The following is a 22,062-nucleotide window of genomic DNA, read 5'->3' as shown; positions in this document are numbered from 1 at the left end:
GCACGGAAGGTCGCAGCCATGGGTTAGTCTTCCACGACCGTGGGGCCGTAGGGGGCGGCCGACGGCGTTCCGGGGGGTGACGAACGTGAGTACCGTGCGTTTCGTACGCAGAGCACGGCGGGAGGCACCGCGCGCTCCCAGCGGCGAGGTGAGTGTCCAACCGCCACCGGACATTCCCCGGGCCACGCCCGGCAATCTGGTGACCAGACTGCTCCCGCTCGTGATGGTCGCGGCGATGATCGGGATGGTCGCGCTGATGTTCACCACCGGCGCCGCACGCAGCCCCATGGCGATGATCTTCCCGCTCATGATGGTCGTGTCCCTGGTGGGCATGCTCGCCAACGGTGGTCGCAGCGGGGGAACGAAGACCGCCGAGGCGAACGAGGACCGCAAGGACTATCTGCGCTATCTCGACCAGCTCCGGCGCGAGGTCACCGAGACGGCGCACGAACAACGTCGGGCGCTCGAATGGTCGCATCCCGACCCGGCCCTGCTGTGGACCCTCGCCGGCACCGTCCGGATGTGGGAGCGGCGCAGCACCGATCCCGACTTCGGTCACCTCAGGGTGGGGCGCGGCGGGCAGCGACTCGCGACCCGACTCGTGCCTCCGGACACCGGGCCGGTCGAGGATCTCGAACCCGTCGCCGCCCTGTCGCTGCGCAGGTTCGTGCGCGCGCACTCGGTGGTGCAGGCGCTGCCCACGGCTGTGTCGCTGCGGGGTTTCGCGGCGATCGGCCTCGAGGGCGATCGCAGCGCGGCGCGCTCGCTCGCTCGGGGGATGCTCGCGCAGGCGTGCACCTTCCACGGTCCCGACACACTGCAGGTCGCCGTCGTGTGCGGGCCCGACACCGCTGCGGAATGGGAATGGATCAAGTGGCTGCCGCATGCGCAGAACCCGGTCCTGCGCGACGGTGCGGGCAGTGCACGCACGGTGTTCGGTTCGCTGTTCGAACTCGAGACCGATCTCGCGGCGGTCCTCGCCGGTCGCAGCAGATTCGTCCGGAACGCCCCGGCCACCGAGGGTGCCGTGCACCTCGTCGTGGTCGTCGACGGCGGGGTCACGGGATCGGGTTCGGGGGTGCTCGACGACGGTCTCGACGCAGTGACCGTGCTCGACCTCTCCGGTTACGCCACGCGGCTCAGCGCGACGCGCGGCCTGCGCCTGGTGGTCGAGGAAGGACGGGTCGGGGTCGCCACCGGCACCGACGTCGACATCTTCGCCGATGCCGACGGCATCGGGACTCCGCAGGCACAGACGTTGGCCAGACTGCTCGCGCCGTACCGGGTGACGAGCGGAGCGGTGGACGAGAGCGCCGGCGACGACCGGCCGTCGAGCTGGCAGGAGCTGCTGGGCCTCGGGGACGTGGCCCGCTTCGACCCCGCGCAGGTATGGGTGCCACGCCGCGGGCGCGACCGCCTGCGGGTACCGATCGGTGTCGGCATCGACGGTGCGCCCGTCGAACTCGACCTCAAGGAGGCCGCCGAGAACGGGATGGGACCGCACGGACTGTGCATCGGCGCAACCGGATCGGGAAAGAGCGAGTTCCTGCGGACGCTGGTCCTCGGTCTCGTGGCGACGCACCCGCCGGAGGCACTCAACCTGGTCCTCGTGGACTTCAAGGGCGGCGCGACCTTCCTCGGTCTGGACCGGATCTCGCACGTCGCGGCGGTGATCACCAACCTCGCCGACGAGATCGCGATGGTCGACCGCATGAAGGACGCCCTCGAAGGCGAGATGAACCGCCGCCAGGAACTGCTCCGGACCGCAGGCAACTTCGCCAACGTCGGCGACTACGAGAAGGCCAGGGCGGCAGGTGCACCGCTCGACCCGCTGCCCGCGCTGTTCATCGTGGTCGACGAGTTCTCCGAACTGCTCTCTCAACAGCCCGAATTCGCCGACCTCTTCGCGGCGATCGGACGCCTGGGCCGGTCGCTGCACATGCACCTGCTGCTCGCCAGCCAACGACTCGACGAGGGTCGCCTCCGCGGTCTCGACAGCCACTTGTCGTACCGCATCGGCCTGAAGACCTTCTCCGCAAACGAATCGCGGAGCGTTCTCGGCGTTCCCGACGCCTACCACCTGCCGTCGACACCCGGCGCCGGATATCTGCGGACCGATTCCGCCGACATCCAGCGGTTCTCCGCGGCGTACGTCTCGGGGCCGTACGAGCCCGGCCGCCCTACCCGGCGCACCCGATCGGCGGTGCCGGCCGGCACGTCCCGGCCCCGGCTCTTCACCGCGCGGGCGGTGCCGGTCGACGCCGGTCCGCCCGCCCCGGTCACGGAGCCGCTCCCGGTTCTTCCCGCGGGTGACGGCCGGAGCGTGCTCGAGGTGGTCGTCGACCGGATGCGGGGGCACGGAACACCGGCGCACGAGGTGTGGCTTCCTCCGCTCGACGACTCCCCGTCGCTCGACATGCTGCTGCCCAGGTCGGTGCTCACCGGCGACGTGCCGCGTCACGCAACCTTGCGCACCGTCGTCGGTGTCGTCGACCGGCCGTTCGAGCAACGCCGCGACCCGCTGGTGGTCGACCTGTCCGGGTCGGCCGGCAACGTCGTGGTGGTCGGCGGCCCGCAGTCCGGGAAGTCCACACTGCTGCGCAGCCTCGTCCTGTCGATGGCCCTCACGCACAACGCCGAGCAGGTGCAGTTCTACGGTCTCGATTTCGGTGGTGGCACGTTGTCCGGTCTGGCCGGCCTGCCGCACGTCGGTTCCGTCGCGGGGCGGCACGACACCGACCGGGTGCGCCGCACGGTCGCGGAGATGATGTCGCTGCTGCGTCGTCGCGAACGGTCCTTCGCCGAGAACGGCATCGAGTCCATAGATCAGCTGCGGCGGATGCGCGCCGACGCGGTCGCACCGGCCACCGGCGATCCGTTCGGCGACGTCTTTCTCGTCGTCGACGGTTGGCCGAGCATCCGGCAGGACTTCGAGGCACTGGAACAGACGATCGGGATCCTCGCCGCCCAGGGTCTGTCCTACGGCATCCACGTGGTGCTCAGCGCCCCGCGCTGGGGTGACGTGAGGCCCGCCATGCGCGACCTGCTGGGTACGCGGCTCGAACTCCGCCTCGGCGACCCGTCCGACTCCGAGTACGGCCGAAAGAGAGCGGCGATGGTGCCGGAAGGGCGGCCGGGACGCGGTATCGACCGCGATGGCCTGCACATCCTGGGGGCGCTGCCGCGGGTGGACGGAAGCTCCGATCCGGCCGATCTCGCGGTCGGCGTCGCAGCGGCGGTCGAGGCCGTCCGTGCTGCCACGCCGGGGCGTTCGGCGCCGCCGGTGCGCATGCTGCCCGAACGCATCGACCGGCCCGACCTTCTCACAGCTCTGCCCTCAGGGTGGCCGCCACCGGCCGACGCGTCCCCGGCGGCCCGGCTCTCCGTCCCGATCGGCATCGACGAATCCGAACTCGCGCCCGTATCGGTGGATTTCACCGACCATCCGCACCTGCTGATCTTCGGCGACTCGGAGTGCGGCAAGACCAATCTGCTGCGAGGGCTGTGCCGCGGACTGGTCGAAGCCGGCAGCGGTGCGCAGACCAGGATCATCGTCGGCGACTACCGCCGCACGCTGCTCGGTGTCGTGGGCGGCGACCATCTCGGGGGATACGCTGCGTCGGCAACGGTCCTCGCAGCCATGGTCCGCGAACTCGCCGGCATCTTCGAGCGCCGGCTGCCGGGCCCCGGCACGACGCAACAACAGCTGCGCGATCGATCGTGGTGGACCGGACCCGAAGTGTTCGTGGTGATCGACGACTACGACATGGTCGCCACCTCTGGCCAGAATCCGCTGCTGCCGTTGCTCGACTATCTCCCGCAGGGACGCGACATCGGCCTGCACCTGGTGGTCGCGCGTCGCTCGGGTGGTGCCGGACGCGCGATGTACGAACCGATCCTCGGGCGTCTGCGGGAGTTGTCGACTCCGGGTCTGATCATGAGCGGTAGCCGCGACGAGGGAGCGCTCGTCGGCGCGGTCCGTCCGTCGCCGGTGCCGCCGGGCCGCGGCACACTCGTACGACGCGACGGCACGGCGCTCGTCCAGACCGCGTGGGCGCCGGAGGTGTGATGGCGCTCCGGGACGAGACGGTCGTCGCGGTCGCGTTCACGCTGACACCCGGATCCGTCCACATCGGATGGCCCGGAACCACGCGCAGCGTGCCCGCTCTCGCCGCGGATCTCGGCGACCGACGGGTCTACGGAGCGGCAGCGGAGGAACCGTCGGAGCCGGCCGGCGTCGCAGGACTCATGGATGTCACGGAACTCGTGGATGCGGCCGCGGTCGAAGGGGAAACCGAACTCGGAGAACTGCTGAGCGGGCTCGTCTCCTACGCCGCAGCGACCGTGGGTGCACCGGACATCGGCGGGGTGGCGTGCGCGATACACCCGACCTGGTGGAACGAGCGGCGCCGCGATCTCTTCCGGACCGCCGTGCGGCAGGTCGCAGGCGATACGATCCTGCTTCCGGCCGCGGTGGCCGCCGCGCGCGCCGCCGATCCTGCGCCGCACGAGCGGTGTGCGGTGCTCGAATTCGCCGCCGGGGGAGTCACCGCCGTGAGCATCGCTCCGCCGGGACCCGACGGGCCGACCGTCGAACGACTCGCACGCGATCCGGGTCTGTCGGTGCACTCCCCGGACGCCGCGATGCGACTCGAGAACCTGCTGACCTCGGTGTGCGGCGGGGCTGGGCCGGAGGTCGTGGTGGTGACCGGCGGCCCGGGCGAACCGTCCGGTGTCGAATCCTTCTCTCTCGCAGTTGATCTCGTGGATTCGGGTCGGCGGGTCCTGCCCGTCGCGGCCTCGGAGATGCTCAGCGCCGTGACCGGCCCTCCGGCGCCGCCGGCCGGAACCGGAGGGACCGCGAGAGCCCCGGCCATCGCTCCGACGACCGACGGACCCGACAGGACACTGCCGTGGCTCAGCGAGGTGCGCGCACGCCCGGATCCCCCTCGTGGCGGGCGGGCCGGCACGGTGCCCGCGCTGGTCGTCGCCGGGGCGGTGATTCCGTTCCTGCTCGCCGCTGCGATCTTCCTGTGGCCGCTTCTCACCGGAGAAGGTGGAGACGCGGAGGTCCCGGCTCCGCCGGAAGTCGTTGCTGCAGAGGAGCCGCCGACCGACGCTCGTGAGCCCGAGTCGGCCGCCGACGCCGGTCCCTCCCCGTCGACGCGGATCGACGCCGGTCCGCTGCACCTCGACCTGCCGGAGGGCTGGCGCGTCCGCGACCCCGCGACCGTGCCCGAGGGGCGCGCGGAACTGATACCGGTCGGCGGAACCGATCGCCGGATCCTGGTCGTGTACCGCGATCTTCCCGACGGGATCGACGAGCGCTCGGTCGCCTCCGCGTTGGCGGAGCGGGCCGCCGAACGTGCACCTGTCATCCGCGACCTCGACACCGACACGACCTTCGCCGACCGCAAGGTCGTGGCGTACACCGAAGTTCCCGACGACTACTCGGTGGTGCGGTGGTCGGTCCTGGTCTTCCCCGGACTTCAGGTCTCCGTGGGATGCCAGTACCTCGAGGGGGAATGGACCCGTATCCGGAGTGAATGCGAGCAGGCCGTCCACACCCTCCGGGGCGGGTGAGAAAAGAAGGTCCACGAATTTCGGAAGGCGCGGAACCGATACCGGATCGGGTGCGTCCAACCAGATGTAGGAGCCAGGACCGGCTCGACACCGAGCCGGATGATCCACGCACGAGCGAAGGAGTACGCCGTTGACCCAACCGACCGGCAATTCGAATCACCTCACCACCGATGTAGCGACCATGGAGGTCGTCGCGGGACAACTCCAGGACTCCCGCGCCGAACTCGACGCGATCCTCGGTCGTCTGACGGGCGTGGTGCAGTCCGCGCCGTCGGTCTGGCGGAGCCGCTCGGCGGAACAGTTCGCCGGAATCATGGAGCGCTGGAACGTCAACCACACCAAGCTGTCGAACGCCCTGGACGAACTGGCAGAAGCCGTGCGCACCAGTGGACGGTCGTACGCCGCTGCCGAGGACCAGCAGGCCCAGTCCTTGTCGGCGATCGACCCCGATGGCGGTTCGGTGCTCAACGGGTCGTTCAACTGATCCCCGGTCGCTCCGGCACACAACCCTCCGGCACACATTCGAGAACAAGGAGAACGATCCGTGTCCGAGATCTATCAGAACTTCGCCGGCGTCGCCGACCTGCACGCCCAGCTCGTGTCCGGTCAGAAGGCGATCGAGGCGACGCTCGACCGCATCGAGGGGCAGGTGGCGCCCCTCATCGCCACCTGGGACAGTGGGGCGCAGGAGCGCTACGCCGCCACGCAGGCGCGCTGGAACGAGGCCGAGGCCGGCCTCATCCAGGTGCTGCACGACATCGGTCGGGTGGTCTCGACCGGTAACGACAACATGCAGGAGGTCGAGCGCCTGAACCAGCAGCGCTTCCCGGGCTGATCCGGGTCTGCCGGATCCGGACCGATCCGGCGCTGTCACGTCCCGGTGGTGGAGAGGCCGCCGGGACGTGCTGCTGCTTCCGGGGTGCTCCAGCGGAGGGTGCGCAAGGGCAGGGCTGCTGCGGCGCTTTGACCGGCCCGGCGTCCGCCCGGTAGAGTGTCCCCTCGGCGTGTCGCACGTCGTCGTGCCCTGTGGTGCGACGAACACCTCTCCCGGGTCCCAACTGGCCGCCGGGCGTGGCAACCGTCGGCATGCAGGCCAGCAGCGAAACGATAGACGAGGAAGATCTGTGTCTACGTACACACCGAAGGCCGGCGACGTGACCCATCAGTGGCACGTCATCGACGCCACCGACGTGGTGCTCGGCCGCCTCGCGGTGCAGGCGGCAAACCTGCTCCGCGGCAAGCACAAGCCCACATTCGCGCCGCACGTCGACGGTGGTGACTTCGTCGTCATCATCAACGCCGACAAGGTTGCCGTCTCCGGCAACAAGCGGACCGACAAGTTCCTCTACAGCCACTCCGGTCACCCGGGCGGTCTGCGGGCTCGTTCCGTCGGCGAGGTTCTCGAGAAGAACCCCGACCGCCTCGTGGAGAAGGCCGTCACCGGCATGCTCCCGAAGAACAAGCTCGGTCGCGCCATCGCGAAGAAGCTGAAGGTCTACGCGGGCCCGAACCACCCCCACGCCGCGCAGCAGCCGGTGCCGTTCGAGATCAAGCAGGTGGCACAGTGACGACGCCCGAGGAACAGAACGTGAACCCCGAAGAGTACGTCGAGAACGTCGAGGTCGCTGCAGACGAGTACGTCGAGGACGTCGTCGAGGCACCTGCTGCCCCGATCGTGTTCGACCGTCCGGTCCAGACCGTCGGTCGCCGTAAGGAGGCTGTCGTCCGCGTCCGCCTCGTGCCCGGCACCGGCAACTTCACCCTCAACGGCCGCACCATCGAGGACTACTTCCCGAACAAGGTGCACCAGCAGCTCGTGAAGTCGCCCCTGGTGACGGTCGAGCGCACCGAGTCGTTCGACATCCACGCACGCCTGCACGGCGGCGGTCCGTCCGGCCAGGCCGGCGCGCTGCGTCTCGCCATCGCGCGTGCACTCACCGAGGTCACCCCCGAGGATCGCCCCGCGCTCAAGCGTGCCGGCTTCCTCACGCGTGACCCGCGTGCCGTCGAGCGCAAGAAGTACGGCCTGAAGAAGGCCCGTAAGGCATCGCAGTACTCCAAGCGCTGATGTGCCGCCGACGCTGATTTCGTCAGAGTCGGCACCTGTTCCATCACGAGAGCAGGCGTCGGTAGACATCTCCTACCGACGCCTGCTTTCGTGCATTCTGTCCTCTATCGACACCCGCGGCGGGGGCCGCACACGACTGGGAGGCTGTGTACATGGGTCGGTTGTTCGGCACCGACGGAGTCCGGGGCTTGGCCAACGCCGAGCTCACATTGGAGCTGGCAGTACGCCTGGCAGGCGCTGCGGCAGCGGTCCTGGCCCCGCAGGGTGCCGAGCGGCGACCGGTCGCGGTCGTGGGTCGAGATCCACGCGCGAGCGGGGAGATGCTCGAGGCGGCCGTCACGGCCGGACTCACCGCAGCCGGAGTCGACGTGGTGTCGGTGGGCGTACTGCCCACCCCAGCGGTCGCCTACCTCACGGGTGACTACGGCGCCGACCTCGGCGTGATGATCTCCGCGTCGCACAATCCGATGCCCGACAACGGCATCAAGATCTTCGCAGCCGGCGGGCACAAGCTCGACGACGAGGTCGAGGACCGGATCGAAGCGGTGCTGCACGGCGACGCCGAGAGCGCCGCACGCCCCACCGGCTCCGGTATCGGCCGGGTGCGCGTCGTGTCCGACGCCCTCGACCGCTATCTCGCGCATCTCGCGACGGCCGTGCACAAGCCGCTCACCGGTACGACCGTAGTGGTCGACTGCGCGCACGGCGCCGCCTCGCACGCCGGCCCGGCCGCCTACGCGGCCGCAGGTGCCACGGTCATCGCGATCAACGCCGAACCCGACGGACTGAACATCAACGACGGCTGCGGATCCACGCACCTGTCCGTGCTGCAGCAGGCCGTGCTCGAGCACGGCGCCGACCTCGGTCTCGCGCACGACGGCGACGCCGACCGCTGCCTCGCCGTCGATGCGACCGGCACGGTGGTCGACGGTGACGCGATCATGGCGATCCTCGCTCTCGGCATGCACGAAGCCGGTGAACTTCCCGACGACACCCTCGTCGCCACGGTGATGAGCAATCTCGGTCTGCATCTCGCGATGCGCGCGGCGGGGATCCAGGTGCGAACCGTCGGCGTGGGCGACCGCTACGTGCTCGAGGAGCTCCGCCGCGGTGGCTACGGCCTCGGCGGTGAGCAGTCCGGCCACATCGTCCTGCCCGCGCACGGTACGACCGGCGACGGCGTGCTCACGGGCCTGCGCCTGATGGAGCGGATCGCCACGACGGGTCTGCCGCTCGCGAAGCTCGCCTCGGTGATGACATCGCTTCCGCAGGTCCTCGTGAACGTGCGGGTCCACGACAAGGTCGCCGTCGCGAGCGATCCTGTGGTGGCGGACGCGGTCGCGGAGGCCGAGCGCGAACTCGGTGAGACCGGCCGGGTGCTGTTGCGTCCGTCAGGCACCGAGCAGCTCGTACGCGTCATGGTCGAAGCCGCCGACGACGATCACGCCCGGGCGGTCGCCGACCGTCTCGCGGGAGTCGTCGCCGCCGTCTGACCTGCGCGGTCCCTGCCCTTCGCTGCCGGTTTCCGCTCGCAGTCACGCTGCGGTGGAACCGGATCGTCCTGCGCTGCGTCCTAACCCTTCGAGAGGGTTCGGTGGGTGAAGGGCGGACATGGACACACAGCACAGCACGATCCAGGTCGACGGCGACGCGGTGCGAGCCGTCGCGGCACGACTCGAGGAGGTCGCCGAGGACGCCGACGACGAGATCCGTCGTGGCTTCGGCGGTCTCGTCTTCGACGGCTCCGGTGCCGGATCGACGCACCGGTCGGCCGGCGTTCGCGTCGAGACCGGATATCGCAGGATGCGTGCGACGTGTGAGAGCTGGGCGGCGACCGTGCAGGCGCAGGCCGACGCATTGCGCGCGGCGGCAGACAGATACCGGCACCAGGACGACGCGACCGGCATCGCCCTCACCGCTGTGACCGGTGCCGAACTCGACAGCGTCGGGTTCGGCGACGCAGGGACCCGGCAGCCGTGAGGACCCCTCCCGAGAGCGCAGGCGACATCCTCGACGCGGGAGCGCCCGGCCTGGCCCGTCTGACCGACCTCGTGCAGTCCCTGCATGCTCTCGGGCTCGAGTCCGGCTGTTGCGTCGCGGACGTCCGGGCACGCTACGACGAGGAACGAACCCTCTCGTTGCCCGCCCTCGCCGACGACTCCGCCACGACGCGCTCGCTCGCGACCTCGCTCGGTCGTCGGACCGACGAACAGCGTCGCCTCCTGCAGCAACTCGACGAGTCGTGGGACGGATCCACCGCCGACCGGGCTCGCGCCGAGCTGACGGCCACCGTCCGTTCCGGAGTGGCGCTGTGTGCGTCGCTGACCGATCTCGCGGTCGCGCTGGAATCGGCGGCCACCGCGATCGCCGCAGCGTTGCGTGAGAAGGCCCGCGTCGTCGGGGAACTCGCGGAAGGCACCGTCGACGGTCGCACGAGGGACGAGATCGACACGATCGTCGCCGGAGCGAGCGGTGGCCCGCACGGACCGAGCCCGGAGGAGCATGCCCGCTGGTTCGGCAACCCGCCCGGTGGCGACCTGGGCGACCCGCCCGGTGGCAACCTGGGCGACCCGCCCGGTGGCAACCTGGGCGACCCGCCCGGTGGCGACGTGTCCGACCCTGCCGCCGAGTGCCGGCGATGGATGGAGGAACGTCTGGTCCCGGCGGTCCGGGACGCCGTCGACGTGGTGCTCGGGGCATGTGAGGAGGCCGGCCGCCGGATCGCCGGCAGCGTCACCGACCTGGCGACGACCACCGAACGCGTCGCCGATGATGCCGGGGCGGCGGCCGCGGGCGTATCCGGTGCCGGGACGGTGGCTCCCGTCGTCGACGACGGGTCGACGCAGCACGGACCGAGCGACCCGCCGAATCAAGGTGCACTGCTGACGGTTCCCGGGATCCGCCCGGGCGAACGCAGACGCGAACACACCCCAGGACCGGTCGAGGCCGACCGCCGGCAGGACGAGAACGACGAGGGCGGTGCAGGAGTCGTGCTCGCGGAAGCCGGACCGCTGTGACGCGAACGACGGAACGTCAGCGCCCGAGGAGCAGGTTGACCTGCGTGCCGAGATCGCGATCGACGACGTCGGGGTCGGAGATCACCGTGGAGCCGGGCAGCTCGGTGGTGAGGTCGGAGAAGATCGCGTACGTCTTGTCGCCCGTGAGACGGTGCAGCAGGAAGCCGGTGAGCAGCGCACGAGTGCGTTCCTGGGTGCGACGCTCGGCACCACCGACGCCGAGCGCTCCGAGCAGACGGCGCCCCTCGACGAGTCCTTCGTCGTTCGCCTTCTCGACGACCCGTAGCTGCACGTCGTCGCTGCCCCACTCCCGGGCGACCGCGACGGCGTCGCTGGTCATCGACCCGATGCTCTTCTCACCGACGAGGACGAGGCCCGGTGCCCGCACGCGGTCCGCGGCTTCGGAGGCGGCGGGGGAGACGGGCGAGGGGTAGAGCGCGGCGACGGCCGCGACCTCACGCCTCGCTGCGGCGAGTACCGCCGCCCCGGCACCCGATCCGTGGCCCACCAGCGCGAGCTTCGACGGATGGACACTGATCCGCCCGGTACCGAGACGCACGCCGGTGCAGATGTCGAGGGTGGTGAGCAGGTCGGTCGACAACCCGATCGCCGACGGCACCGGTCCGCGCTCGGTGTTGGGCGCGCCCACCACGATTCCCCAGGACGCGAGGTGCTCGAAGAGCTTCGAGTACTTCGTGACCCCGGTGAGCCAGCCGTGCCCGAACGCGATCGCGGGCAGGTCGAAGCCTTCCGCTGGGGTGTACACGACACCCGGCTGACCGGCGAGCGCCAGGTCGCCGCGCAGCACCGAGTGCGGGCCGCGCCGGGAGAGTTCCTGAGCCAGTTTCTTGGGGTTCGCCGCCACGGCCTGAACGTTAGCGGATGGCGCTGCCCGCCGGGGTCGGTGCGTACCGGACGGCGTGCCCCGATGCAGGTGTACGGGCTCACCGGTGTGTTGTTCCCGGGCGGGGGTCGACCAGTACCCTGCTAGGCATGTGCGGAATCGTGGGCTATGTCGGGCACCGTCGTGCTCTCGACGTCGTGGTGGAAGCGCTGCGGCGGATGGAGTACCGGGGTTACGACTCGGCGGGAATCGCCATCCTCGACGGCAAGGGTGGTCTGGCCGTCGAGCGGAAGGCGGGGCGGCTGGTCAATCTGGAGGCCGAGCTCGCCGAGATCGGCGAGGAGCACTTCGCCGGTACCGCGGGGATGGGGCATACCCGGTGGGCCACCCACGGTCGTCCCACCGACCGCAATGCGCATCCGCATCGCGACGCGACCGGCAAGGTCGCGGTGGTGCACAACGGCATCATCGAGAACTTCGCGCCGCTGCGTGAGGAGCTCGAGAAGTCGGGTGTGGAGCTGGCCAGCGACACCGACACCGAGGTCGCGGTGCATCTGGTGGCCCGCGCCTACGCCGAGGGTCCGACGGCGGGCAACTTCGTCGACAGCGCCCGCAGTGTGCTGCGCCGGCTGCAGGGTGCGTTCACACTGGTCTTCGCCCACGCCGATCATCCGGGCACGATCGTCGCGGCGCGCCGGTCGACGCCGCTGGTCGTCGGGGTCGGCGACGGTGAGATGTTCATCGCCTCGGACGTCGCGGCGTTCATCGAGTTCACCCGGGAGGCGGTCGAGCTCGGTCAGGACCAGGTCGTGGTGATCACGAACAACTCCTACGAGGTCACCGACTTCGACGGCAACACCGACGTGGCGACGCGTCCGTTCACCATCGACTGGGATCTCGCCGCCGCCGAGAAGGGCGGCCACGACTACTTCATGCTCAAGGAGATCGAGGAGCAGCCGGCCGCGGTCGCCGACACCCTGCGCGGTCACTTCGTCGACGGGTGCATCGTGCTCGACGAGCAGCGCCTGTCCGATCAGGAACTGCGCGACATCGACAAGGTGTTCGTCGTCGCCTGCGGCAGCTCGTACCACTCGGGCCTGGTCGCCAAGTACGCGATCGAGCACTGGACCCGCCTGCCCGTCGAGGTCGAGCTGGCCTCGGAGTTCCGCTACCGCGATCCGGTGCTCGACCGGTCCACGCTGGTCGTGGCGATCTCGCAGTCCGGGGAGACCGCCGACACCCTCGAAGCGGTCCGGCACGCCAAGGATCAGAAGGCGCGGGTGCTGGCGGTGTGCAACACCAACGGCGCGCAGATCCCGCGGGAGGCCGACGCGGTGCTCTACACCCGCACCGGCCCGGAGATCGGTGTGGCGTCGACGAAGGCGTTCCTGGCGCAGATGGCCGCGAACTACCTGGTGGGTCTGGCGCTGGCGCAGGCGCGCGGCACGAAGTATCCCGACGAGGTGGCCCGCGAGTACCAGGATCTGGCGGCGATGCCGGAGAAGATCGCCGAGCTGCTGACCGGGATGGAGCCGGTGCGGGCGCTGGCGCGGGAGCTGTCGGCCTCGCCGGCCGTGCTGTTCCTGGGCCGGCACGTGGGCTACCCGGTCGCGCTCGAGGGTGCGCTCAAGCTCAAGGAGCTGGCGTACATGCACGCCGAGGGTTTTGCGGCCGGTGAGCTCAAGCACGGCCCGATCGCGCTGATCGAGGACGGGCTGCCCGTCATCGTCGTGATGCCGTCGCCGAAGGGCCGCGCCGTGCTGCACAGCAAGCTGCTCAGCAACATCCGCGAGATCCAGGCCCGCGGGGCCGTCACCGTCGTCATCGCCGAGGAGGGCGACGAGACGGTCCGGCCGTTCGCCGATCACCTCGTCGAGATCCCGTCGTCGGCGTCGCTGCTGCAGCCGTTGTTGTCGACGGTGCCGTTGCAGGTCTTCGCCGCGGAGGTCGCGCAGGCCCGTGGTTACGACGTCGACAAGCCCCGCAACCTCGCCAAGTCGGTCACCGTCGAATAGCGACCCACCCGCCGGTGCAGGAGGGACGATGCGCAGTTTTCACCCGTCCGACGTGGTCCGCGCGGCGGAGGCGCCGCTGCTGGAGTCTCTCCCCGAGGGAACCCTCATGCGGCGCGCGGCCTACGGACTCGCGCGGGTCGTGGCTTCCGAACTGCGTGAACGCACCGGTGGGATCGCCGGTCGGCGGGTGAGCCTGCTCGTCGGGTCCGGCGACAACGGCGGCGACGCGCTGTGGGCGGGAACCTTCCTGCGCCGGCGGGGCGTGTCCGTCACTGCACTGCTGCTCGACCCCGACCGGGCGCACCCCGCGGGTCTGCGGGCACTGCGGAAGGCCGGCGGGCGGATCGTCCCGGCGACTCCAGAGCACCTCGGCGACCCGGACCTCGTGCTCGACGGCATCGTCGGCATCTCCGGGCGCGGCCCGCTGCGACCGGCGGCGGCCGCGCTCGTGGACGAGATCACCGCGCCGATCATCGCCGTCGACATCCCGAGCGGTGTCGGCCCCGATACCGGTGCCGTCGACGGACCGGCGATCACGGCCGCGGTGACCGTCACCTTCGGCGCCTACAAGCCGGTCCATGCACTCGGCGCCACGCGCTGCGGTCGCGTCGAACTCGTCGACATCGGACTCACACTCCCGGAGGCCGGGCTGGTCGCGGCGGAACCGTCCGAGATCGGCGCGATCTGGCCGGTGCCCGGCGCCGAGGACGACAAGTACTCCCAGGGTGTGGTGGGTGTCCGTGCCGGCAGCGCCCGGTATCCGGGGGCGGGTGTGCTGTGCACGGGAGCGGCCGTCGCCGCGACCTCCGGCATGGTGCGCTACGCCGGGTCGGGTGCCTCCGAGGTGCTCGCGCGGTTCCCCGAGGTCGTCGTGTCGCCCTCGGTGGCCGAGACCGGGCGGGTGCAGGCCTGGGTCGTGGGGCCGGGTGCCGGTACCGACGATGAGGCCTGCGCGAACCTGCGCGACATCCTCGCCACCGACCTGCCGGTGCTCGTCGACGCCGACGGACTCACGCTCCTCGCCCGCGAACCCGGTCTCGTGCGGGGCCGGTCCGCGCACACCCTGCTCACCCCGCACGTCGGCGAGTTCGCACGCCTGACCGGGAACCGCCCCGAACCGGACCGGGTCGCGGCGGTACGTTCCCTCGCCGCCGACTGGGGAGTGCACGTGCTGCTCAAGGGGCGCGCGACGCTCGTGGCACGGCCCGACGGGCACGTCTTCGTCAACGATGCGGGCGGTTCGTGGGCGTCGACCGCGGGTGCCGGGGACGTGTTGGCCGGTGTCATCGGGTCGTTGCTCTCGTCGGGCATGCCGGTGGACCTGGCCGCGGCGGCCGGTGCTCGGGCCCACGCCCTCGCCGCGAACCTGGCCGCGCAGGACCCGAAGTCCCCTGGAGCGGCGCCGACCTCGGCGAGCGCGATCCTCTCGCGACTCGGCGACTCGATTCGTCTGCTGCGCACCCACATTGCCGAATCGTGACGTGGTACACGGGGACACGACGTCGGCGTCCGACGGCGCAGTGGCAGGATCGACAGACGTGACCACGACCCAACGCACTCCGCGACCTGCGCGTACCGTCCTTCCCCAAGCCGAAGCCCTCATCGATCTCGATGCCGTGGCGGAGAACGTACGAGCGCTCCGGGAGTACGCGGGTCCCGCTGCGGTCATGGCCGTCGTCAAAGCCGACGCCTACAACCACGGGGCCGTGCCGGTCGCGCGTGCCGCGCTCGCCGCAGGCGCCCGCGAACTGGGTGTGACGACGCTCGGCGAGGCCCTCGAACTCCGCGCCGCGGGTATCGAGGCTCCGATCCTGTCGTGGCTGCACACCGCCGACTCCGATTTCGCTCCCGCCGTCGAGGCCGGGATCGAACTGGGCGTGTCCTCGCCGCGGCATCTAGCGGCCGTCGTCGAGGCGGCGCGGCAGGTCGGGGTCACCGCGACCGTCACGGTCAAGGTCGACACCGGCCTCAACCGCAACGGTGTCGCCGTCGACAAGTGGGACGACATGGTGCGCGACCTGGGCCGGGCACAGGCCGAAGGTGTCGTGCGGCTGCGTGGAGCCTTTTCGCACCTCGCCCACGGCGACGAACCCGAGCATCCGGGCAACGCCGAGCAGCGCGACCGGCTGAGCGAGGCCGTCGCGGATCTGCGGCGGCACCATCTGGCTCCCGAAGTGGTGCACCTGTCGAATTCCGCGGCCACCGTCACCCGTCCCGACCTGCGATTCGACATGGTTCGGCCCGGAATTGCGATGTACGGGTTGACACCGATCCCGGAACTCGGCGACCTGGGCTTCCGGCCGGTGATGACCGTGCGGGCGAGGGTGGTGCTGGTGAAGAAGGTGAAGGCGGGAGACGGGGTGTCCTACGGGCACACCTGGACTGCTCCCGCGGATACGACGGTGGCGCTGCTGCCCATGGGATATGCGGACGGGATCCGCCGCAATCTCAGCGGGCGCATCGAGGTGCAGCTCGGCGGGCGCCGGTGCCCGCAGATCGGGCGCGTGTGCATGGATCAGGTCGTCGTCGACCTCGGCCCCGATGGGGCAGGAGTAAGCGAGGGCGACGAGGTGTTGTTCTTCGGTGACGGGCGTCACGGAGAGCCGAACGCCCAGGACTGGGCGGACAAGCTGGGCACGATCAACTACGAGATCGTGACCGGCATCGGCGGACGGACCGTCCGGACCTACGTCGGAGCGAAGGGAGCGTGACGTCATGTCCCTCGTGAACAGGATGGGACTCCTCAGTGCGAGCCTTGCGACGCTCGCATCGTCGGCGGGACTGTACGCGGTCAAGACCGCGGGCGCGCCCGCCCATGAGATCTATCAGAACGAGGACTTCGACGAGATCCTCCGGCTCCCGCGCCGCATCGTGACCACCGAGGACGGTGTCCCGCTCGTGGTCCGCGAGAGCGGCTCGGCCCTGGCTCGGCTCACCGTCGTGTTCGTCCACGGCTACTGCCTGCGCATGCAGGCCTGGCATATGCAGTACCGCCACCTGCGCGAACAGTGGGGACGTGACGTGCGTGCCGTCTTCTACGACCAGCGTGGTCACGGCGAATCCGGTTTCTCCGGTGCCGCGACGTGCACCATCGCGCAGCTCGGCCGCGACCTGGGCCGGGTGATCGACGAAGTCGCGCCCACCGGTCCGGTGGTGGTGGTGGGCCACTCGATGGGCGGCATGACCGCGATCGCGCTCGCCTCCCAGCGGCCCGACCTGTTCGGTGAACGCATCGTGGGCGTCGGTCTGCTGGCGACCACCGCGGCAGGGCTCAGCAAGACCGGTATCGGACGCAATCTCGAGAACCCGGTGATCGACGCGTTCCGGTACGCGGCGCGTACCGCACCGGGATTCGTGCAGTTCGCGCGCGGCGCGGCCCGTGCCGTCGTGACGCCGATCCTGCGTGCGGCGTCCTACGGCACGGTCGTGAGCCCCCGCCTGGTGAAGTTGTCCGACCGGATGCTCGACGAGACGTCGGTGCTCACCATCGTCAACTTCCTCCGCACCCTCGAACTGCACGACGAGTCCGCGGCGCTTCCGGTCCTGGGCACCGTGCCCGTGCTGGTGCTGTCCGGCGACGCCGACATGGTCATCCCGTACGCGAGTTCCGAGGCGCTGGCGGAGCAACTGCCCGATGTCGAACTCAAGCGGGTACGTGGTGCCGGGCACCTCGTGCAGCTGGAGTTCCCCGAGGTGGTCGACCGTGCCCTCGATCGTCTGATCCAGCGGAGTTTCACGCAGGGAGTGAACGGAAGGCAGATCGCAATTGGGTGATTCGCAATCGAGTGGGCCGCAGGTGGGGGAGCAGACCATCGAACTGCCGACCGTGGAGGACACCGAGGCGTTCGGGCGCAGGCTTGCAGCCGAGCTGCGGGCCGGGGACCTCGTCGTGCTCGACGGGCCGCTCGGCGCGGGAAAGACGGCACTGACCCGCGGAATCGCCGCCGGCCTCGGGGTGGAGGGACGCGTGACCTCCCCGACCTTCGTCATCGCCCGCGAACACCGTCCCGGTAGTCCGGAGGGACGCGAACCGGTCGGGCTCGTGCACGTCGACGCCTACCGTCTCGGCGACGGACCGAACGCCCTCGACGAACTCGACGCGCTCGACCTCGACACCGACCTGACCGACACCGTCGTGGTGGTCGAATGGGGCGGTGGCCTGGTCGAACAGCTCGCCGAACGGCATCTGAGGGTCCGGCTCCGGCGCGACCCGGGCACCGATGTCCGCCGTGCCTCGTGGGAATGGATCGGCTGAGCCACCGGCAGTCCGCATGCCGGTGGCTTCCGTCACTGCACACCGACCGGGCAGGTCGCGCGGGGTAAGCTGGTACATCGTGCTCGTGCTCGCTGTCGATACCGCCACCCCCGCCGTGACCTCGGGAGTCGTCCGTCTCGACCGCGGTCGGGACGATGCCCGACCCGAGACGGTCGCTGCGCGCGTGCTCGACAATCCGCGAGCGCACGCCGAAGTCCTCACCCCGCAGATCCTCGAATGCCTCGCCGAGGCCGGCGCTGCCCCCACCGATCTCGACGCGATCGTCGTCGGCATCGGACCCGGCCCGTTCACGGGTCTCCGCGTCGGCATGGCCACTGCTGCGGCCTTCGGTGATGCGCTCGGCATCCCCGTGCACGGTGTGTGCAGCCTCGACGCGATCGCCGCGGACGTCCACCGGGAACACGGTACGGACGACGATCTGCTCGTCGTCACCGACGCCCGTCGTCGCGAGATCTACTGGGCACGCTATTCCGGCGGCCGCCGCGTCGAAGGGCCCGAGGTGCGCAAGCCCGCCGACGTGCCCGCCGAGCCGTCGGTGCGGGTGGCGGGCTCGTCGTCGCACGTCGCGCTGTTCGACCTTCCGGCGGTGGACGTGCAGACGCCGTCCCCGGCGGGCCTGGTGACAGTCGCGGCCGACGCCCTGCGCGCGGGCGCCGAACCGGAGCCGCTCGTGCCCCTGTACCTGCGCCGCCCCGACGCGGTGGAGACCGCGAATCGCCGAGCATGAACGCCACACCCGAGGAGAATACGGCCGCAGAGAACGCGGTCGTCATCGACACACTGCGCCCCGAGGATGCACCCCGCTGCGCCGAACTCGAACAGATCCTGTTCCCCGGCGACGACCCGTGGAGCGCCGACGCCTTCCGTTCGGAGCTGGCCTCGCCCCACAACCGCTACTTCGCGGCCCGCGACCCGCAGGGCCGGCTGATCGGTTACGCGGGACTCGCGCGACTCGGTACGGCCATCGAACCCGAATCCGAGGTGCACACCATCGGTGTGGACCCCGTGGCGCGCCGCCGGGGGATCGGCGGAGCCCTCCTGGGGGAGTTGCTGGCCGTCGCCGACCGCTGGGGAGGGCCGGTCTTCCTCGAGGTGCGCACCGACAACGACGCGGCGATCGCCCTGTACCGGCGCGAGGGCTTCGAGATCGTCGGAACCAGGAAGCGTTACTACCAGCCGAGCGGCGCGGACGCGTACACGATGCGTCGTCCGGATCCGCGAGAGGAGTCACCGGCGTGAGCACCACCAGCCCCCGATTCGAGCTGCCCGAGCGCCCCGTCGTGATGGGCATCGAGAGTTCGTGCGACGAGACCGGTGTCGGCATCGTCCGCTGGGTGGGTGACGGCACCCTCGAGCTGATGGCCGACGCCGTGGCGTCGAGCGTGGACGAGCACGCCCGCTTCGGTGGTGTGGTGCCGGAGATCGCATCCCGCGCCCACCTCGAAGCCATGGTGCCGACGATGCGGCGCGCCCTCGACGAGGCCGGGATCGAGAAGCCGGACGCGGTGTGCGTAACCATCGGGCCGGGTCTCGCGGGAGCACTTCTCGTCGGTGTCGCCGCCGCCAAGGCCTACGCGGCAGCGTGGAACGTGCCGTTCTTCGCGATCAACCACCTCGCGGGCCACGTCGCGGTCGACACCCTCGAGCACGGACCGATGCCGCCCTGCGTGGCGCTGCTCGTCTCCGGTGGTCACACCCACCTGCTGCACGTCGAACATCTCGGCAAACCCATCGTCGAACTCGGCACCACCGTCGACGACGCCGCCGGGGAGGCCTTCGACAAGGTCGCGCGACTGCTGGGGCTCGGTTATCCGGGCGGTCCCGAGGTCGACAGGCTGGCCCGCCAGGGCGACCCCTCCGCGGTCGTCTTTCCGCGGGGTATGACCGGTCCGCGCGACGCGCGTCACGACTTCTCGTTCTCCGGTCTCAAGACCGCGGTGGCCCGCTTCGTCGAAGCGAAGGAACGTGAGGGCGAGCCGGTGCCGGTCGCCGATGTCGCCGCGGGCTTCCAGGAGGCGGTGGCGGACGTGCTCACCATGAAAGCTGTGCGGGCCGCCCAGGATCTCGGTGTCGACACGCTCGTCCTCGGTGGTGGAGCGACCGCCAACAGCCGGTTGCGCGCACTCGCCGAGGAACGGTGCACTGCTGCGGGTATTACCCTGCGCGTGCCGCGGCCGAAGCTGTGCACCGACAACGGCGTCATGATCGCGTCGCTGGGCGCGCATCTCATCGCCGCGGGGGCGCAGCCGTCCTCGCTGGGCGCTGCGACGGATCCGGGCCTGTCGGTGTCGGTGTCGCAGGTCGTGGCCTGACCTTTCCCGACCGACCCCCACCCGAGGAGGGCGCGCTGCCTAGGTGGGGGCGATCTCCGAGGCCCCGGATCCGGTGGTGGTCTCCCCGGTGGTCGTTTCCCCCGTCGTGGTCTGCCCGGTGGACGGCGCGGTCGTGCCCTCCTCCGTGACGGACGCGATCGTGGAGGACAGGTCGGTCGGATATGCGCCGGTGGACGACGCGGACGGCGTCTCGGTCGGCGAGGTGGTCGACGGGGGTGTCGGGCTCACACCGGTGCTCGGTTCGGTCGTCTCCGGATCGGTGGGCGCAGGGCTCGTCGTCTCCGGCGGTGTGGTCGGCTCGGTGGTGTCGGGAGCCGTCGTGTCGGGAGCCGTGGTGTCCGGAGCGGTCGTGTCCGGAGCCGTGGAGTCCGGAGCCGTGGAGTCGGGATCGGGTCTCGGTGCGGTCTCGGAATCCGGCGACGTGAACGGTCGGTCCGGGTCGGACTCTTCCTCCGCTGTCGACCCGGGGGTCGGCACCTGATCGATCGGCGTGGGCGTCACGGTGGTGCTCGACGACTCGGGCACAGTGGGCCACGGATCTCGGGTCGACGGAACGGTGTGCTCGACGGTCGGCAACGGCCAGGGAACCGTCGTCGGCGCGGGTGCGTCCCGGGTGCTCCGGGACGTCACGGGTTCGGGCGGCGGGTCGTGGGACGGGACGGCCGACTCGCCGGGACCGGCCTCCTGCGTGGGGACGTCGCCGCTCGTGAAACGCGGCGACACCTGGGCGTCGCTGCTGTCGCGTTGGGTGAAGTGCTGGGTGGCGAAGCCGGCCATGATCGCACTGAGCACCAGGAGCCCGGCGACCGCCCCGGAGACACGACCCGAGGACCGGTTGCCGGTGCGCGACAGGGCGCCGACCACGGTGTATCCGACCGAGGACGGGGAATCGGCCGACAGTGCCGCACCGATCGCGGCAGCCGCTCCCGGTTCGGGGACGGTGACGATCTCGCCGTCGAACTCCGCCGAGATCGCCGCGGCGAGGACGGGGGACGCGGCCGCGCCCCCGATGAGGGCCATGGTCTCGGGGACCGGATCGGTGCTCGAGCAGATGCGCCGCGTGAACGCCGCCGCTTCGTCGGCGAGATCGGTCGTCAGTTCGTCCAGTTGCGCTCGGGTGAGGGTGACCGTCGCGTCGGGACCGGCCTCGGCGATGTCGATGCGGGTCGTCGTCGCCGAGGAGAGTGCCTCCTGGGCGCCCTGGCACCGGGCCGCCAGCAGGCCGGGGTCGATCTGCCTCCGGGTGCGCATCCGCTCGGTGGCGTTGCGGACATGATCGAGCACACGTGCGGTCAGGGCGTCGCCGCCGACGGTCTCGGTACGTGCGGACCGCAGCAGGGTGCCGGTCTCGCGGTCGAGGACGGAGACGGTCGTGCCGGTGGCTCCGATGTCCACGAGCGCGATCGCGCCGGGTTCGCGACGGACCCCCACTGTGTAGAGATATTCGAGGGCGGCGGTGGTCTCCGGAACGAGGCGGACCATGTGGCCCGTCCGCTCGGCGGCCGTGCGGATCTCGTGCGCCTGTTCCTCGGTGCGGTATGCGACCGTGATGATGGCGGGACTGTCGGCTCCGCGGGCGGTTCCGCGAGGAGGCGTGAGCGAGACGGCGTCGAAGACGAGATCTCCGAGATCGCGCCCGGGCTGCGACTCGGAGGCGAGTCTGCGGAATTCCGTTGTGGGCGCGTGTGCAGCATCGACGCGCAGGGCCGAGCCGGCGCCGGAGGCGCCGACGGAGATGCCGAGCGACGTGGGCATTGTTCACCTTCCGTGCGTGATCGACGACCAGGCGTCCAGGGCCTACCTCGGCTGAGGTCACCGAACGATCACGCTCATGGGTTTCCGTTATTCAACCGTAACATGACGTCGGATTCCACGCAGGTCGGCGTATTTGCACCCGTTGCCCTTGAGCGCTGGCACTCTCGTGTA

The 22,062-nt window shown here is 70.5% G+C and carries 19 protein-coding genes; 17 read left to right on the top strand and 2 right to left on the bottom strand.

The genetic code is table 11. The features are described from left to right. Positions 1–85 precede the first annotated feature (85 nt). The 9 genes from eccCa to BO226_RS13630 all read left to right on the top strand — a co-directional run bounded on the left by eccCa (position 86) and on the right by BO226_RS13630 (position 10,668). Positions 86–4,069 carry a type VII secretion protein EccCa gene (gene eccCa, locus BO226_RS13670; protein ID WP_071936447.1) on the top strand — a complete coding sequence of 1,328 codons (3,984 nt, stop codon included), beginning with the start codon at positions 86–88 and terminating at the stop codon, positions 4,067–4,069. Further along, the gene (locus BO226_RS13665) at positions 4,069–5,583 is read left to right on the top strand and encodes a type VII secretion-associated protein (RefSeq protein WP_232237953.1); all 1,515 of its coding nucleotides are present in this window, start codon (positions 4,069–4,071) and stop codon (positions 5,581–5,583) included. Before eccCa ends, BO226_RS13665 begins: the two co-directional genes overlap by 1 nt. Positions 5,584–5,713: 130 nt before the next feature. Continuing rightward, complete coding sequence (locus BO226_RS13660; RefSeq protein WP_019288588.1) at positions 5,714–6,067, top strand: WXG100 family type VII secretion target; 354 nt, start codon at positions 5,714–5,716, stop codon at positions 6,065–6,067. Positions 6,068–6,127: 60 nt separating this feature from the next. After that, positions 6,128–6,418 carry a WXG100 family type VII secretion target gene (locus BO226_RS13655; protein WP_016690931.1) on the top strand — a complete coding sequence of 97 codons (291 nt, stop codon included), beginning with the start codon at positions 6,128–6,130 and terminating at the stop codon, positions 6,416–6,418. Between the two features lie 289 nt (positions 6,419–6,707). Beyond that, the gene (rplM, locus tag BO226_RS13650) at positions 6,708–7,151 is read left to right on the top strand and encodes a 50S ribosomal protein L13 (protein WP_006550055.1); all 444 of its coding nucleotides are present in this window, start codon (positions 6,708–6,710) and stop codon (positions 7,149–7,151) included. After that, complete coding sequence (gene rpsI, locus BO226_RS13645; RefSeq protein WP_006550056.1) at positions 7,148–7,651, top strand: 30S ribosomal protein S9; 504 nt, start codon at positions 7,148–7,150, stop codon at positions 7,649–7,651. Before rplM ends, rpsI begins: the two co-directional genes overlap by 4 nt. A 152-nt stretch (positions 7,652–7,803) precedes the next feature. After that, positions 7,804–9,144 (top strand): phosphoglucosamine mutase, encoded by a 1,341-nt coding sequence (gene glmM / locus BO226_RS13640; RefSeq protein WP_071935466.1) that lies wholly within the window; start codon positions 7,804–7,806, stop codon positions 9,142–9,144. A 118-nt stretch (positions 9,145–9,262) separates the two neighbouring features. Continuing rightward, a complete protein-coding gene (locus BO226_RS13635; protein ID WP_024101602.1) occupies positions 9,263–9,631 on the top strand; it encodes a hypothetical protein in 369 nt (122 codons plus the stop codon). After that, positions 9,628–10,668 (top strand): hypothetical protein, encoded by a 1,041-nt coding sequence (locus BO226_RS13630; RefSeq protein WP_071935465.1) that lies wholly within the window; start codon positions 9,628–9,630, stop codon positions 10,666–10,668. Before BO226_RS13635 ends, BO226_RS13630 begins: the two co-directional genes overlap by 4 nt. Positions 10,669–10,684: 16 nt before the next feature. Here BO226_RS13630 and BO226_RS13625 read toward each other — a convergent pair whose 3' ends face one another. Continuing rightward, positions 10,685–11,533 (bottom strand): hypothetical protein, encoded by an 849-nt coding sequence (locus BO226_RS13625; protein WP_071935464.1) that lies wholly within the window; start codon positions 11,531–11,533, stop codon positions 10,685–10,687. A gap of 128 nt (positions 11,534–11,661) precedes the next feature. Here BO226_RS13625 and glmS point away from each other — a divergent pair, with 128 nt between their 5' ends. From glmS to tsaD, 8 genes are all read left to right on the top strand, one after another. Further along, positions 11,662–13,527, top strand: coding sequence for a glutamine--fructose-6-phosphate transaminase (isomerizing) (gene glmS / locus BO226_RS13620; protein ID WP_006550061.1), 1,866 nt, complete (start codon positions 11,662–11,664; stop codon positions 13,525–13,527). Positions 13,528–13,555: 28 nt separating this feature from the next. Further along, a complete protein-coding gene (locus tag BO226_RS13615; RefSeq protein ID WP_071935463.1) occupies positions 13,556–15,007 on the top strand; it encodes a bifunctional ADP-dependent NAD(P)H-hydrate dehydratase/NAD(P)H-hydrate epimerase in 1,452 nt (483 codons plus the stop codon). A gap of 58 nt (positions 15,008–15,065) precedes the next feature. Then, positions 15,066–16,238, top strand: coding sequence for an alanine racemase (gene alr / locus BO226_RS13610; RefSeq protein ID WP_071936446.1), 1,173 nt, complete (start codon positions 15,066–15,068; stop codon positions 16,236–16,238). A 4-nt stretch (positions 16,239–16,242) separates the two neighbouring features. Continuing rightward, a complete protein-coding gene (locus BO226_RS13605) occupies positions 16,243–17,301 on the top strand; it encodes an alpha/beta fold hydrolase (protein ID WP_071935462.1) in 1,059 nt (352 codons plus the stop codon). Positions 17,302–17,323: 22 nt separating this feature from the next. Then, positions 17,324–17,782 (top strand): tRNA (adenosine(37)-N6)-threonylcarbamoyltransferase complex ATPase subunit type 1 TsaE, encoded by a 459-nt coding sequence (tsaE, locus tag BO226_RS13600; protein ID WP_033097002.1) that lies wholly within the window; start codon positions 17,324–17,326, stop codon positions 17,780–17,782. A 79-nt stretch (positions 17,783–17,861) separates the two neighbouring features. Next, a complete protein-coding gene (gene tsaB / locus BO226_RS13595; RefSeq protein WP_006550066.1) occupies positions 17,862–18,530 on the top strand; it encodes a tRNA (adenosine(37)-N6)-threonylcarbamoyltransferase complex dimerization subunit type 1 TsaB in 669 nt (222 codons plus the stop codon). Continuing rightward, complete coding sequence (rimI, locus tag BO226_RS13590; protein WP_071935461.1) at positions 18,527–19,042, top strand: ribosomal protein S18-alanine N-acetyltransferase; 516 nt, start codon at positions 18,527–18,529, stop codon at positions 19,040–19,042. The genes tsaB and rimI overlap by 4 nt, the downstream gene beginning before the upstream one ends. A gap of 44 nt (positions 19,043–19,086) precedes the next feature. After that, the gene (gene tsaD, locus BO226_RS13585) at positions 19,087–20,115 is read left to right on the top strand and encodes a tRNA (adenosine(37)-N6)-threonylcarbamoyltransferase complex transferase subunit TsaD (RefSeq protein ID WP_033097166.1); all 1,029 of its coding nucleotides are present in this window, start codon (positions 19,087–19,089) and stop codon (positions 20,113–20,115) included. A 39-nt stretch (positions 20,116–20,154) separates the two neighbouring features. Here tsaD and BO226_RS13580 read toward each other — a convergent pair whose 3' ends face one another. Then, entirely contained in the window at positions 20,155–21,891 is a 1,737-nt protein-coding gene (locus BO226_RS13580; protein ID WP_071935460.1) for an Hsp70 family protein, read from the bottom strand. Positions 21,892–22,062: the final 171 nt, after the last annotated feature.

The sequence above is a fragment of the Rhodococcus sp. 2G genome, assembly GCF_001886355.1.
Taxonomy (GTDB): domain Bacteria; phylum Actinomycetota; class Actinomycetes; order Mycobacteriales; family Mycobacteriaceae; genus Rhodococcus; species Rhodococcus pyridinivorans.
Note: the sequence above shows the minus strand (reverse complement) of the source record. Positions and strands in the feature narration are given on the sequence as shown.